Raw genomic sequence first — 11,512 nt, 5'->3', positions numbered from 1 at the left:
GCATCGGTCAACGCCTCGTCCATCGCCTTCAGGCGCGCGATCTCTTGCCGGATGCGGCCGTATCGACGCGCGAGCCGGGCGACACTCTCCTCCCGCACCTCGCCGGTTTCCTGGCGGTCGATCCGAACCATCTCGTCGATGTAGCGCCCGACGTCAGCCTCGAGGTGGGCCAGGCGGCTGGCGATCTTGCCCTTGGTGAAGTTCCGGTCACGGTTGTTGACTGCCTTGAACTTGCTGCCGTCGATGGCGACGCAGTCCCCCTTGAGCGCCCCGATCCGGCGGCAAAGCTCCACGAACTGCGCGCAGGTCCGACGGATACCAACGCCATTGTCACGCCGGAAGTCCGCGATGGTCTTGTGATCCGGAACGAGCCGCCCGGTCAGCCATATGAGTTTTACATTGCGCCCCGCCTCGCGTTCGAGCCGTCGACTGGACGGGATGCGGTTCAGGTAGCCGTAGATGAAAAGCTTCAGCAGCATCGCGGGGTGGTAGCCCGGACGCCCGGTCCTGGCCGGAGCACAGCGGACGAAGCCGAGCGCGGTCAGATCGAGGTCGTCTACAAAGAGATCCACCACCCGAACCAGGTGATCCTCGTCGATCCAGTCCTCGAGCCGATCCGGGAAAAGCGTCGTCTGCTGTCGGTCGATGCCGTCAATGAAACCAGCCATCCTGACCCCCAAATGCCTCGGGAAAGTATAGCATGACAGGCAGTTTCCACACAGCCTCGGCCGGAGCATGCCGGACGACGACTTAGTGCCAGCCGCAGCATTTTTTATACTTGCGTCCCGATCCGCAGGAGCACGGATCGTTCCGGCCCGGCCGGGAAGAGGCCCTGAACGGCATCTCGGGTGGATTTTCGACAGCCCCGCCTGAGAGCTCTGGGCGAGATTGGTGGAGGATCGTGGCGACGCAGTTCGGGATCAGATCCGGGGCTTCGGCGTCGATCTGTTCGATCTCTTCATCCGTGAACTTGCTCTGTCCGGTGTTGATGTCCTGAAGCGCCATCAGGAAGATCATCGTCGTCCGTGTCTCATCATCGGCGCGATCGAGGAATTGGCTCCAAGTCTCTGGGCGCAGCCGCATCGCGTGCATGAAGCCGTCCACCCAAGGCTCCCACAGGACATCGTCCTCTTCGGGATCGACCAGGTAAATCGGTTCGACCCAGAGCGAAGTTTTGAGCGCCTGAACGACGGCGTTGTAGTGCACCATCACCGCACCGACGGTTTCTTCGGCCGATTTCTGGTCGGGGAAGTCCGCCTCTCCCGTCTCTCCCCACACCTCGGGCAACCACTCCGAGGGAGGGATCATCTCCGGGCAGGCCAGAACGCCGACGATGTAGCCGTCGAGTTCGCTGAGCGTCATCGGCGCGTTCTCGGCGGGCAAGGCGCTCAGAAGCGCGTCGAGGCGATCTAGGTCGTGATCTGATCGTTGCATGAAGACCTCTCAACGGCGCGGACCTTTTTCAGCCTGCGCAGGATCAGGCGCACTATGCGCGCAGTGCCAGCTTCGTTCTTAAACTGCTGAGCTTCGCCCGCCATATAATGCTGCAATATGCCACGGAAGACAGGTTCGGTGAGCTGCGCCGCAGCGGGGCCCACCCTTGCGAACGACGGCTCAGGGCCGAGGCTTCGTGAAAACTCGGGTGGCGTCGAAACGGCTCGAACTTTTAGAACGTCCGTTCTCGCAACTGACTATAATGCCCCGTCAGAGGGTCAAATTCGACTGTCGAAAGAACGGAATTCTGGGCAGAGGCGGGTGATCGCTGGTCGAGGGAGTTTTTCAACAGTATCGGGCCGAGGCTGTGTGGAAACTCGGCTCTCACGCAAGTTGATGGAACAACTTCCTGCTGCGGCACGGAGATCGTGACGCAGTCAGAACCGAGGCACCGTTTCGCGGGCTTTCTGAGGAAGCCGTCCTGCGTCCACACACTTCGGCCGAGCTTTCACACAGCCTCGGCCGTTCTCGTACGTCGCGCATTTTGAGGATTCATGGTTCGTTTCCCTGTGGTAGAATCCTGTTTGTTCCCCTCGCGGCTCACCTTCCGGAGATGACATGACCACCTCTGTCCGCACCCGCTCCGTCTCGATCGCCCTTGCCGGCACGGCCGCGATCGCCGCCTTCGCTAGCATCGCCCCGTCCACCGCCTCGGCCGCGGACTACGACATGGACTGTAAGCTGCTCCTGTGCATGCCCGGTGGCTTTCCGTCCGGCTGCGCCGACGCCTTCGATCACATGATGGACCGCCTGCGGGACGGCAAATTCCCCATCGGCTTCTGCGCCATGTCGAACGGGGCGGAATACGACGCCTACGACATCGACTACGCGTTCGAGGAGGTGACTTCGCCCGCAGGATGGGAATGCCCCGAAGGCAAGCATCTCTACCACCGCACCACCGGCGCTGATGACGGCTACTGGAGCCAGACGGTCAACACGTTCTGCTACGACAGCGCTTATCAGCGGCACGGCTGGACGCCCGAGGGCGACAACACGGTGACGAGCTACACCAACAAGACCGCCCCCGAGCGCCGCGACTTCCGGGTCAATCTGACGCTCGAGCCCGGGACGGACCAGGAATACTCGCAAGGCTGGCAACGGTTCGATACCGGGCGCAGCTCGCGCATCCGCGTGCGCTACACGGATTGATCCGCGGCGCAATCCTGCTGATGGCAATGACGACGGCGCCGACCCTGGCTGCGGCCCAGGTCGGATGCCTGCCGCCCGAGGCGCCCTTCGCCTATGCCCCGCCCGAGGACGACCCCGAGCTGCGCGCGCTGATCGACGAGCAGTACCAGGACTACATCGACGGCACCGAGGATTACCTGAACTGCCTCAACGACGAGGCGGTGCGGGCGCGGACCGAGTTTCGGGCCATCTTCGACCGCTACGTCCGGTATTTCGGCGATGGGGCCGGCGTCCAGTTCGAGGCGATCGACTAGGGCGTGGTCCCGAACCGGCCGTTCGTCCCTGCTGCGGCGATTAGCTGCTTCGAGCCCGAATTTCCCGGATGCTGCGCTTAACATGAAGGGCGGCTTCGGCGAATCATGCTGCGAATGCAGCATGATGCTCCGTATGGATCTAGACTTGGCTGCTGGACCGTTCTGAAAGTCTGTACGGACGCTATTGCGACAGCTGACCCGTTCCACGAGCGTGTTTCTCACGGGCGCACCCGGTCGCGACGTTTGGCCGAGGTGTCAGGTTATCAGCGTCTCGACCATCCGCATGACGGCTTCGCACTTGGCAGGATCGCCGGCGTCCGGATGGGGCGGGCCGAACCGACCCGCATCGTTGTCGAAGTAGCGGCCCCTAGCATCCGCGAACTCGTCCGACAGCGCGGCGCGGACGAGGATGTCGACGCCGGTTCGCACGTCGTTGCCCGACGTGCCGAAGGCCTCACGCACCATCTTGGTGCCCAGCAGCGAGCCGGGGTTCACCGACACGGCGACGGGGCCATGCGGGCCGAGTTCGGTCGCAAGTGCGTTCGTCCACATCGTCAGGGCCAGCTTGCTCTGCGCGTATGCCTGGCCCGCGCCGAGCGGCCTGTCCCCCGCCAGCGCAGCCAGATCGACGGGCGCCTGCGCGGCGGAGGACAGGTTCACGATCCGCCCCTCGGTGGGCACGATCGGCAACAGGCTCCGCGTCAGGACGTAGGGCGCAACGGTGTTGACTGCGAAGCGGATGTCGAGCCCGTCCGCCGTCTGCGCCTCGGGGGCGTTGTAGACGCCGGCGTTGTTAATCAGCACGTCGAGCCGGCCATGGTCCGCGCGCACCGCCTTGGTGAGGGCGCGGACCTCGTGTGGGCGCGATAGGTCGGCGCGGTAGGTCGCGGCGCCGCCGAGCTCGTGGGCGATCGCGTCGAGCTTCTCGGCGCTGCGCCCGTGAATCAGCACGCGATGCCCATCGGCGGCCAGCGCCTTGGCGGTCTCGCGGCCGATGCCGTCCGTGGCGCCGGTGATCAGGATCGTCTTCATGCGTCGTCTCCGTCGTGGAAGAGGGGGAGGAGGTCGGCGGCGAGGCGCTCCAGCGTCCGTTCGATGGGGGCGCGGTTGAAGCGCAGGTTTAGCGCGACGTGGTTCACCCCAGCCGCTCGCACGGCGCGCAGATACTCGGCCAGGGGCCGGATGCCCGACCGGAAGCCCAGATGCAGCGGCGTGGCCGGCGCGTCCGGATCGTCCACCAGATCGACGTAAAGCGGCTGCATCACCGGCTTCGGCGACTGGCCTTCGGGAATACGGTCCCGCCAGCGTGAAAGCGCGCGCGCCTGTTCGGCCGCCGCACGCGGATAAGTGATTAGGCCGTCCGCATTCGCCGCACCCCAATCGGAGCTTTGCTGCGATCCGCCTGTGATTAGCATTGGAAGGCGGCCCGCGACCGGTTTGGGCCGCAGGTCACCGCGTCCGTCCGGCGCGCCAAACGCATTCTCGAATACCGGGAAGGGATCGGCCATGCGGCGCACGTAGTCGAAGGCCGCGCGGAACGCGTCGCCGCGGCCTGCATGGTCGGCACCCATCGTGGGGTATTCCTCTGGCCGGTCCCCTGAAGCGACGCCGAGCAGGAGCCGCCCGCCCGACATCGTGTCCACACTGGCCGCGGCCTTGGCGACATGCGCCGGGTGGCGCAGCGGGAGGATCAGGCTCGCCACTCCGAGCGCGATCCGGTCGGTCAAGGCCGCCAGCGCGCCGAGCAGCACGAACGGGTCGAGTACTTGGCCCGCATCGCCGAAGCTCGGCACGTCGAAGGGCACGTCGCGCAGCCAGATGGCGGCGAAGCCCAGCCGTTCGGCCAGCCTGATGCGGGCCACGTGATCGGCGACCTCGGGCGCCCGGGCGTCCGGGTAGGCGTCGATCGGCACGACGAGACCGACGCTCAGCCGGCCGGGGCGGAAGGTATCGGCATAGGCACGGTTCAGAGGGGCGAACCGTTCGGCATCGTCTAGCATGGCGATCTCCTTCCCAGATTCCGTGGCGGTCAGGCGAGGTCGTCCATGCCGGCAATCAACGCGTGATGGCTGCGCGAGTTGGCGAGACGCGCTTTGAGGTGCGGCGCGTATTCGGGATCGCTCTCGAAGGCGTGGGCCGCGTCCATGGACGGCCATTCGATCACGATGCGCAGACCCACTTCGCGGTTCTCGCCTTCGAGCACCTCATGGGTCTGGGTGCGCGCAAGGTACCTGCCGCCATGGCGGGCGATCACCTTATTGGCGGTCGGCAGGTAGTCCTCGATCCAGTCCTCGGTCTTGGGGGTCACTTCCAGCACGGAATACGCGGTCATCTCTCGGTCCTTTCCTAACATCTTTCGACTGACCGATAGGTCGGCCCTTGCACTCCCCGAATAAACAGATGTGTTTCGGAAACAGTCTTCGCCAAATCCGGGCAATCTATGGATATCCTGAGCCTGCGCCTCTTCGTTGCGGCCGCCGACCGGCTGAACATCTCCGCCGCCGGGCGCGATCTGGGACTCGGACCTGCCGCCGCGTCGGCGCGGTTGGCCAAGCTGGAGCGCGCGGTTGGCGCGGACCTGCTGCACCGCTCGACGCGCAAAGTGTCGCTGTCGACGGAGGGCGCAGCGTTCCTGCCCTTCGCGCGCGAGGTCGTCACCCAGGCGGACGCGGGGCTCGCGGCACTCGGGCAGGGGACGGCGGAGGTCTCTGGCCTCGTGCGCTTCGCTGCGTCGTCCACCTTCGCACAGCTCTACGTCGCGCCGCTGCTGCCGGAACTCCTGGACCGCCATCCCGGCCTCTCGCTCGACTTGCGCCTGACGGACCTGCCCTTCGATCCGATCGAAGGATCGTTCGACTTGGCCCTGCGCTCCGCGCCCATGGCCGACTCCGGGCTGATGGCTCGCAAGCTGGCTGACGACCCGCGCGTGTTGGTGGCCGCGCCTGCCTATCTCGACGCTCACGGCACGCCAGAAGGGCCGGATGACCTCGAGCGCCATCGCCTGCTCGCCTTCGGGCGATCCGGGCCCCGGCCGCTCTTGGGGCCTGGCGGGGCGCGGTCGACCTTCGGAGAAGGCGAGCGCATCCGTATCGACGACGGGGCGAGCCAGCGCGCAGCGACCCTGGCCGGGGCGGGCATCTCGGCCAATGCGCTCTGGCTGGTGCAGGACGACCTCGCGCAAGGGCGGCTTGTCCGCGTGCTTCCGGGGTGGGAGGTCGACGACCGCGCGGTGCTCTGGCTCGTCTACCCCAAGGCCAACGTGCTGACGGCGAAGGTGCGCGTGCTGATCGACTTCCTCGTGGAACGGATTGGGCGCCAACTGCCTTGGCAAACAAGCGGCTCATTATCTGCGGATCGCGAAGGCTGACTCCGGATTTGCTCCGGTTATTCGCTGCGAGGGATGGCATAGGTATCTTTCCGAAACCAACTCGGAGACTTTCCCATGCGTGCCATGACCCTGAACACCTACGGTGAGATCGCCCCCTTCGAGGCCGCTGACCTGCCGGAGCCCGAGGTTGCGCCCGGCCACGTCCTCGTCCGCGTGGCCGCGACCAGCGTGAACACCGTGGACACGATGATCCGCAACATGGGCACGGACCTGCCCTTCGCGCCGGCCTTCCCGGCGGTGCTGGGCATGGACTTCGCAGGCACGGTGGAGGCCGTGGGCGACGGTGTGACTGACTTTGCGCCGGGGGACGAGGTCTATGGCTGCGCCGGCGGCCTCGCCGACCTCCAGGGCGCTTTGGCCGAGAAGATCGTCGCGGATGCCCGTCTCGTCGCCCCGAAGCCCGCGTCGCTGACGATGCGCGAGGCGGCGGCCCTGCCGCTCGTCGGCATCACCGCACACGAGGCCCTGTCGCGGGCCGGCCTGTCTGGCGGACAGACGGTGCTGATCCAGGGCGGCTCGGGCGGCGTGGGCCACGTCGCGGTGCAGCTCGCTCGGCACATGGGCGCCGAGGTGGTCGCCACCGACACCGGCGGGGCGCGGCTGGCAGCGATCGACGGGCTGGGTGCCACGGCGGTGGACTTTAAGGCGGCCGATACCGCCGACATCGTCGCGCGTCACACGGGCGGCACGGGCTTCGACGTCGTGTTCGACACGGTTGGGGGCGCGAACCTGCCCCGCTCCTTCGAGGCGGCGAAGCTGAACGGCCATGTGGCGACCACGGTGGCGCTCGAGGCGGTGGACCTCTCGGGCGCGCACTTCCGGGGACTGTCGCTGCACGTCGTGTTCATGCTGATCCCGATGCTGCACAACGTCGGACGCGCGGCCCATGGCGAGATCCTACGCGATCTGGCCCGGATCGCCGATGCGGGCGCCCTGCGCCCCATCCTCGACGACACGGCGTTCACCCTGGACGAGATTGGCGCGGCGCAGGACCGCCTTACCGGCGGCGATGCGATCGGCAAGGTCGTCGTGACCGTCTGATCGAGGGGGTGTGCCCGCATACAAAGTCGGGCGGCAAGGTGAGCTCGCTGGAATGGCCTCTTCGCCGTCGCTGACGCTTGGCTCCCGCGCCAAGCCCTCGGCGAATGCCCGTACATGCGCTTGAACTCGCGGCTGAATGCGATGGGCTAGCGTAGCCCACCTCCATCGCTGCCTTGCTCACGGTCGTGCCGGCACTGATGCGCATGGCGGCCTCGTTCAGCCGCATGGCCTTGGCGAACTGGATGGGCGAGCGGATGGTCGCCTCCTTGAAGCGGCGATGAAACACGGCGCGGCTCATGCCCACGCGGGCGACGAGGTCGTCGACGGAAACGGGCTCGCCCAACCGTGCGGCGATGTGCTCGATGGCGCGCGCGTCCGCCTCGGCGCAGGCGGCGTCGAGCGGTGCGCGGTGGATCACGAGGCAGGATCAGCCCGCGTCCGTCACGGCGACGGTAGCGCCGAAGGCATCCCGCACCTGCGCGATCACGCCGCCATCGCCCAACTGCTGGCGGCGCGTGCCGATGTATTCGAGCCCCGTGTCGTCCTCGATGAAGTCGCGCGCGACGAGGCCGATCGTGAAGGGACGCTCTGCCTCGAAGGCGAAAGTCTCGGCGTTGAAGCCGCGCTCGGTGGTGATGGGGACGGAGTCCTCGGCCACCTGCACGCCGTCCACGCGCATCTCGAACCAGTTGTCGGCCCAGACATCGGCCAAGAAGGTCTCGGTCAGGGCGGGCGCCGGGGCGAGCGCGAGGAGGAGGAAGATCGGCGTGGTCCTTTCGGGGTCAGTCCGCCGCCTCGCTGAGGGGGCTGGGGTTCTCAGGGGGCGCGACGTCGAAGACGCCCATGGCGTCGAAGCCGCCGAGGATGGCGTCGACCGCGATGGTGGCGAGGACAATGCCCATGACGCGGGAGATGACGGAGGCGCCCGTGTCGCCGATAAGGCGGTGCACGAGGCCGGCCGCGAGCAAGAGCACGAGCGTGAGCGCCAGCACGACCAGCAGAAGCGCCGCCGTGACGGCCTGCTCTTGCAGGGTGTTGGTGCGGTTCTCGGTGAGGAACACGATGGCCAGCATCGCGCCGGGCGAGGCGATGGACGGGATGGCCAGGGGGAAGACGGCGCCGGCGAAGTGGTCGCGCTCGGCCTCGGCGATCTCGGCCTGGGGCTTGGACTCGCCGAAGATCATCGAGAGCGCGAAGAGGAAGAGGACGATCCCGCCCGCGATCTGGAACGAGCCAAGACGCAGGCCGAGCGTCTCCAGCACCATCTGCCCGAAGGCGAGGAAGGCCAGAAGCACGAGCGTGGCGATGGCCACGGCCCGCAGCGCGAAGCGGCGATGCAGGTGCCGGGGCACGGAGGCGACCGCGTAGAGATAGACCGGCACGGTGCCCACGGGGTCGATCACGACGAAGAGCGTGATCAGCTCGCGCAACAGGGCGGGCCATTCGATATCAAGCATGGGCGGGGGCTTTCGGGATAAGGCCGCGCCCTTCGGAGCGGGAAGCTGCCGGCGAAGGGGGATCAGTCACGCGGCGGGGGGCCGCGACGGGCGGTGGCGGAGGCATCGCAAGTGCCCTCCGGGTCATTCAGCGTGCAGCCCGCCTGCGCCACGAGGCAGCCGAGGATCGCGTTCGAGCCGGGGGCGCCAGCGTGATAGACATATGTGCCGTCCACTTCATACCCATTGCATTGATCGAGGCCCGTGGGTTCCGTGCCGTCCGCGAGCAGATGCGGGTAGATCATGTGCCCGTCCATCGCGAGGCCGAGGGGCGCGCCAAAGGTGGCATCGAGCGTTCCGGCGCCGTCCAGGCAATCCGTCACCGCGTGGTAGTGATAGCCCACGGCCGGGTTCACGTGCCCGCCGCAATCGTCGAAGGCGGCGATGGTGTAGGCGCCGAGGATCGCGTCCACCGGCGCGGGGCCGTCGAGGCGCACGCCATTATGGGCCACGCCTGATCCGGTGCGCCTCGTCTGGCCGGGCGCGTCCGCCGCCACGGGATCGAGCGGGATCGCATAGGTGATGACCGCCTCCTCGGGCATCTGCTCGGGCGGGCACTGGACGCAGTGGTTCCGGTATTCGGGATCAACGTCGGGGCGGGCGGCGGCCTCGCAGGCATCCAGCGTGGCGGTTTAGCGCACGGCGCCGGTTTCGGGGTCGTAGAGCTGCCAGTTCTCGTCGCCGTAGATCTCGGCGAGGGAGGTGATGAACGCGCCGTCCACGTCGACCACTTCGTCGCCCAGGAACCAGATGCCGCCTGCCTCGGGGCCATCGGTCACCTGCGCCGGGCACCACGGCCCCGGCGTGTAAGTCTGCGGCATGGCCGCGACAGTGAAGCGCACGCATCGCGTCTCGGCGCCGCCCGAGAGGGTGCACTCCACGATCTCCGGGCCCGCGCGCATGTCTGCCTCGGCGAAGAAGGCGGCGATATGGGTCAGGCGATTGTTGTCGTCCTGGGCGGCGGCAGGACCGGCGGCGCAGCAGAGCAGCGCGGCAAGCAGGGGCCTGGTCATGGGAAGTCTCCTTGGCGTGCTGGTCTCAGGGACGGGCGAGCAGAACGGCGCGCAGGGCGGCCTCGGCCACGCCGAGGACGGCGGCGACCTGGGTGAGGTCGGCGTTCGGACCTCCGGCCTCCTGCATGGCGCGCATCAGCGCCTCGGTCTCGATGCCGAGCGTCGCGGCGGCCTCCTCGAAGCCTGGAGGGGTGCCGCCTCCGGGTCCACCCGGTCCTCCGGCCGCGCCAATGCCCTGCGCGGCGGTGGTGGCGAAGTTGCCTTCCGCGACCACGCCGGACAGGCAGGCGGGCAGGTTCGGGAAGGTCTGGGAGGCGTGGTAATGGTAGGTCTCGCCGAAGGCGGTCGGGCCGACATGGCCGCCGCATGCGTCCAGCCCTTCGGGCGCCGTGCCGTCCGCCTCCGTGGAGCCGAACATCGGATATCCGTCGAAGGCGAAGCCGAACGGCGCGGCGGCGTCCTGCACCACAGCGGTGCATTCGGCGTCCACCCCTTCGGCCTCCAGCGTCGTCGCCATGTCGGTCGAGGTCGCGTGCCAGTGATACCAGCCGCCCGGATCGACGTGACCGCCGCACAGGTCGAGCGCGGGCAGGTGCCCGGTCTCCAGCACCGAGGGCGCGTCGGCGAAGATCGGCACGCCGTCGAGGCCCACGCCCACATCGGCCACGGTGCCCAGCGGGGTGGGCGCCTCGGCCATTCGCGGCTCCATCGGCAGACGGATCGTCATGGCCACGCCCTCGTCCAGTGAGGCAGACAGGCAGTCGTGATCGGTCGCGGGGCGGTCGAGGCGGATGTCCGTCACGGCGACCGTGCCGTCCTCATCGTAGAACGTGTAGCCCTGCGCGGCCAACATCTCGAAGAAGGCGCGGTCGAGGCGGTAGAGGCCCGGTTCGTCGCCGTCCCAGGCCCATAGCCCGCCCGCCTCGTCCAGCGTGGCTGGGCAGAAGGGGCCGATCTCCAAGGTCTCGGGTGCGGCGGCCACTGTGAACTCGAAGCAGATGGAGGCAGTGCTGTCCTCCAGCGTGCAGTCCACGACCTGCGGCTCTTCGGTGAAGATCGAGGCGTCGAAGGCTGGCCCGTTGGGGTGGGCGGCGGCGGACGTGCCCGCGAGCGCCGCGAGGGACGCGAGCGCGCCGAGGGCGATGGGTCTGGTCATGTCTTGGTTCCTTCGGTGGATGTCTCGATGTCGGGGACCGTGCCCGGCGCGCGGCCGCCGAGCGCGTCACGTAGGGCGCGGGCATGGCCGGCCAGTTCGACGGCGGGCCCCACGCCGATGGCGCCCTCGATCAACCGATCAATGTCTAGCCAAGCCGCGTGGATGTCCGTCAGCAGCGCGCGCCCCTCGTCCGTGAGGCGCAGCAAGTTCGCCCGCGCCTCCTTTGGGTTCGTCTCGCGGCTGACGTAGCCGGCCTCGATCAGCCGGGCCGTCATCGTGCTCATCGCCGCCGCGCCCAGCCCGAACGCGCGGGCGAGCGCGACCTGCGACGTGGGCTCCATGCGCGCGAGCGCGTCGATCACCCGCGCTTGGCGCGGGCCGACGCCGGTCCGCGATAGGCGCCGCCGCAGGGCGTCTTCGACCAGATCGGCCGAGTGCAGGAGGTGGTGGAGGGCGAACCAATAACTTGCCATGCGAACAGT

At 67.8% G+C, this 11,512-nt stretch carries 16 protein-coding genes; 4 read left to right on the top strand and 12 right to left on the bottom strand.

The genetic code is table 11. The features are described 5' to 3' along the window. Both Q1A87_RS19350 and Q1A87_RS19345 read right to left on the bottom strand, forming a co-directional pair. Positions 1-668, bottom strand: a 668-nt coding sequence (locus tag Q1A87_RS19350; protein WP_299655239.1) for a transposase, incomplete at its 3' end; no start/stop codon positions are given. Between the two features lie 82 nt (positions 669-750). Beyond that, positions 751-1,434, bottom strand: coding sequence for a UPF0149 family protein (locus Q1A87_RS19345; protein ID WP_299655237.1), 684 nt, complete (start codon positions 1,432-1,434; stop codon positions 751-753). A gap of 618 nt (positions 1,435-2,052) precedes the next feature. On the opposite strand from Q1A87_RS19345, the gene Q1A87_RS19340 reads away from it, so the two are divergent. Next, positions 2,053-2,643: a hypothetical protein gene (locus Q1A87_RS19340; RefSeq protein WP_299655235.1), complete on the top strand. Its 591-nt coding sequence runs from the start codon at positions 2,053-2,055 to the stop codon at positions 2,641-2,643. Between the two features lie 20 nt (positions 2,644-2,663). Next, a complete protein-coding gene (locus Q1A87_RS19335; RefSeq protein ID WP_299655233.1) occupies positions 2,664-2,936 on the top strand; it encodes a hypothetical protein in 273 nt (90 codons plus the stop codon). Positions 2,937-3,191: 255 nt separating this feature from the next. On the opposite strand, the gene Q1A87_RS19330 is transcribed toward Q1A87_RS19335, so the two are convergent. Genes Q1A87_RS19330 through Q1A87_RS19320 form a run of 3 tightly spaced genes read right to left on the bottom strand, consistent with a single transcriptional unit; the run spans position 3,192 to position 5,268 of the window. Further along, on the bottom strand, positions 3,192-3,968 hold the full coding sequence (locus tag Q1A87_RS19330) for an SDR family NAD(P)-dependent oxidoreductase (RefSeq protein ID WP_299655232.1): 777 nt from the start codon (positions 3,966-3,968) through the stop codon (positions 3,192-3,194). Beyond that, positions 3,965-4,936, bottom strand: a complete 972-nt coding sequence (locus Q1A87_RS19325; protein ID WP_299655230.1) for an LLM class oxidoreductase — start codon at positions 4,934-4,936, stop codon at positions 3,965-3,967. Before Q1A87_RS19325 ends, Q1A87_RS19330 begins: the two co-directional genes overlap by 4 nt. A 29-nt stretch (positions 4,937-4,965) precedes the next feature. After that, positions 4,966-5,268 carry a DUF1330 domain-containing protein gene (locus tag Q1A87_RS19320; protein ID WP_299655228.1) on the bottom strand — a complete coding sequence of 101 codons (303 nt, stop codon included), beginning with the start codon at positions 5,266-5,268 and terminating at the stop codon, positions 4,966-4,968. A 108-nt stretch (positions 5,269-5,376) separates the two neighbouring features. Between Q1A87_RS19320 and Q1A87_RS19315 the strand changes: the two genes are divergently transcribed. Next, positions 5,377-6,303, top strand: coding sequence for a LysR family transcriptional regulator (locus Q1A87_RS19315; RefSeq protein WP_299655225.1), 927 nt, complete (start codon positions 5,377-5,379; stop codon positions 6,301-6,303). A 75-nt stretch (positions 6,304-6,378) separates the two neighbouring features. Further along, complete coding sequence (locus tag Q1A87_RS19310; RefSeq protein ID WP_299655222.1) at positions 6,379-7,365, top strand: zinc-dependent alcohol dehydrogenase family protein; 987 nt, start codon at positions 6,379-6,381, stop codon at positions 7,363-7,365. Here the strand turns inward: Q1A87_RS19310 and Q1A87_RS19305 are convergent. From Q1A87_RS19305 to Q1A87_RS19275, 7 genes are all read right to left on the bottom strand, one after another. Beyond that, positions 7,322-7,783, bottom strand: coding sequence for an AraC family transcriptional regulator (locus Q1A87_RS19305; RefSeq protein ID WP_299655219.1), 462 nt, complete (start codon positions 7,781-7,783; stop codon positions 7,322-7,324). The two genes, Q1A87_RS19310 and Q1A87_RS19305, sit on opposite strands and share 44 nt — an antisense overlap. Positions 7,784-7,792: 9 nt before the next feature. Continuing rightward, the gene (locus tag Q1A87_RS19300) at positions 7,793-8,077 is read right to left on the bottom strand and encodes a hypothetical protein (RefSeq protein WP_299655216.1); all 285 of its coding nucleotides are present in this window, start codon (positions 8,075-8,077) and stop codon (positions 7,793-7,795) included. 70 nt (positions 8,078-8,147) lie between these two features. Further along, the gene (locus Q1A87_RS19295; protein ID WP_299655213.1) at positions 8,148-8,822 is read right to left on the bottom strand and encodes a MarC family protein; all 675 of its coding nucleotides are present in this window, start codon (positions 8,820-8,822) and stop codon (positions 8,148-8,150) included. A gap of 62 nt (positions 8,823-8,884) precedes the next feature. Next, the gene (locus Q1A87_RS19290) at positions 8,885-9,403 is read right to left on the bottom strand and encodes a YHYH protein (protein ID WP_299655210.1); all 519 of its coding nucleotides are present in this window, start codon (positions 9,401-9,403) and stop codon (positions 8,885-8,887) included. 90 nt (positions 9,404-9,493) lie between these two features. After that, positions 9,494-9,874 (bottom strand): hypothetical protein, encoded by a 381-nt coding sequence (locus tag Q1A87_RS19285; protein WP_299655207.1) that lies wholly within the window; start codon positions 9,872-9,874, stop codon positions 9,494-9,496. A gap of 25 nt (positions 9,875-9,899) precedes the next feature. Further along, a complete protein-coding gene (locus Q1A87_RS19280; RefSeq protein ID WP_299655204.1) occupies positions 9,900-11,030 on the bottom strand; it encodes a YHYH protein in 1,131 nt (376 codons plus the stop codon). After that, positions 11,027-11,503 (bottom strand): MarR family transcriptional regulator, encoded by a 477-nt coding sequence (locus tag Q1A87_RS19275; RefSeq protein ID WP_299655201.1) that lies wholly within the window; start codon positions 11,501-11,503, stop codon positions 11,027-11,029. The genes Q1A87_RS19280 and Q1A87_RS19275 overlap by 4 nt, the downstream gene beginning before the upstream one ends. Positions 11,504-11,512: the final 9 nt, after the last annotated feature.

Origin of the sequence: uncultured Jannaschia sp., from assembly GCF_947494055.1 — a bacterium.
Lineage (GTDB): Bacteria > Pseudomonadota > Alphaproteobacteria > Rhodobacterales > Rhodobacteraceae > Jannaschia.
The sequence above is the reverse complement of the archived record's forward strand: the minus strand, read 5'-3'. Positions and strand labels throughout refer to the sequence as shown.

Coding starts and splice junctions, on each gene's coding strand:
- Q1A87_RS19295 (WP_299655213.1), bottom strand. CDS start 8,822: ATGCTTGATATCGAATGGCCCGCCCTGTTGCGCGAGCTGATCACGCTC.
- Q1A87_RS19325 (WP_299655230.1), bottom strand. CDS start 4,936: ATGCTAGACGATGCCGAACGGTTCGCCCCTCTGAACCGTGCCTATGCC.
- Q1A87_RS19285 (WP_299655207.1), bottom strand. CDS start 9,874: ATGACCAGGCCCCTGCTTGCCGCGCTGCTCTGCTGCGCCGCCGGTCCT.
- Q1A87_RS19315 (WP_299655225.1), top strand. CDS start 5,377: ATGGATATCCTGAGCCTGCGCCTCTTCGTTGCGGCCGCCGACCGGCTG.
- Q1A87_RS19280 (WP_299655204.1), bottom strand. CDS start 11,030: ATGACCAGACCCATCGCCCTCGGCGCGCTCGCGTCCCTCGCGGCGCTC.
- Q1A87_RS19335 (WP_299655233.1), top strand. CDS start 2,664: ATGGCAATGACGACGGCGCCGACCCTGGCTGCGGCCCAGGTCGGATGC.
- Q1A87_RS19345 (WP_299655237.1), bottom strand. CDS start 1,434: ATGCAACGATCAGATCACGACCTAGATCGCCTCGACGCGCTTCTGAGC.
- Q1A87_RS19275 (WP_299655201.1), bottom strand. CDS start 11,503: ATGGCAAGTTATTGGTTCGCCCTCCACCACCTCCTGCACTCGGCCGAT.
- Q1A87_RS19320 (WP_299655228.1), bottom strand. CDS start 5,268: ATGACCGCGTATTCCGTGCTGGAAGTGACCCCCAAGACCGAGGACTGG.
- Q1A87_RS19340 (WP_299655235.1), top strand. CDS start 2,053: ATGACCACCTCTGTCCGCACCCGCTCCGTCTCGATCGCCCTTGCCGGC.
- Q1A87_RS19330 (WP_299655232.1), bottom strand. CDS start 3,968: ATGAAGACGATCCTGATCACCGGCGCCACGGACGGCATCGGCCGCGAG.
- Q1A87_RS19290 (WP_299655210.1), bottom strand. CDS start 9,403: ATGCCCGAGGAGGCGGTCATCACCTATGCGATCCCGCTCGATCCCGTG.
- Q1A87_RS19310 (WP_299655222.1), top strand. CDS start 6,379: ATGCGTGCCATGACCCTGAACACCTACGGTGAGATCGCCCCCTTCGAG.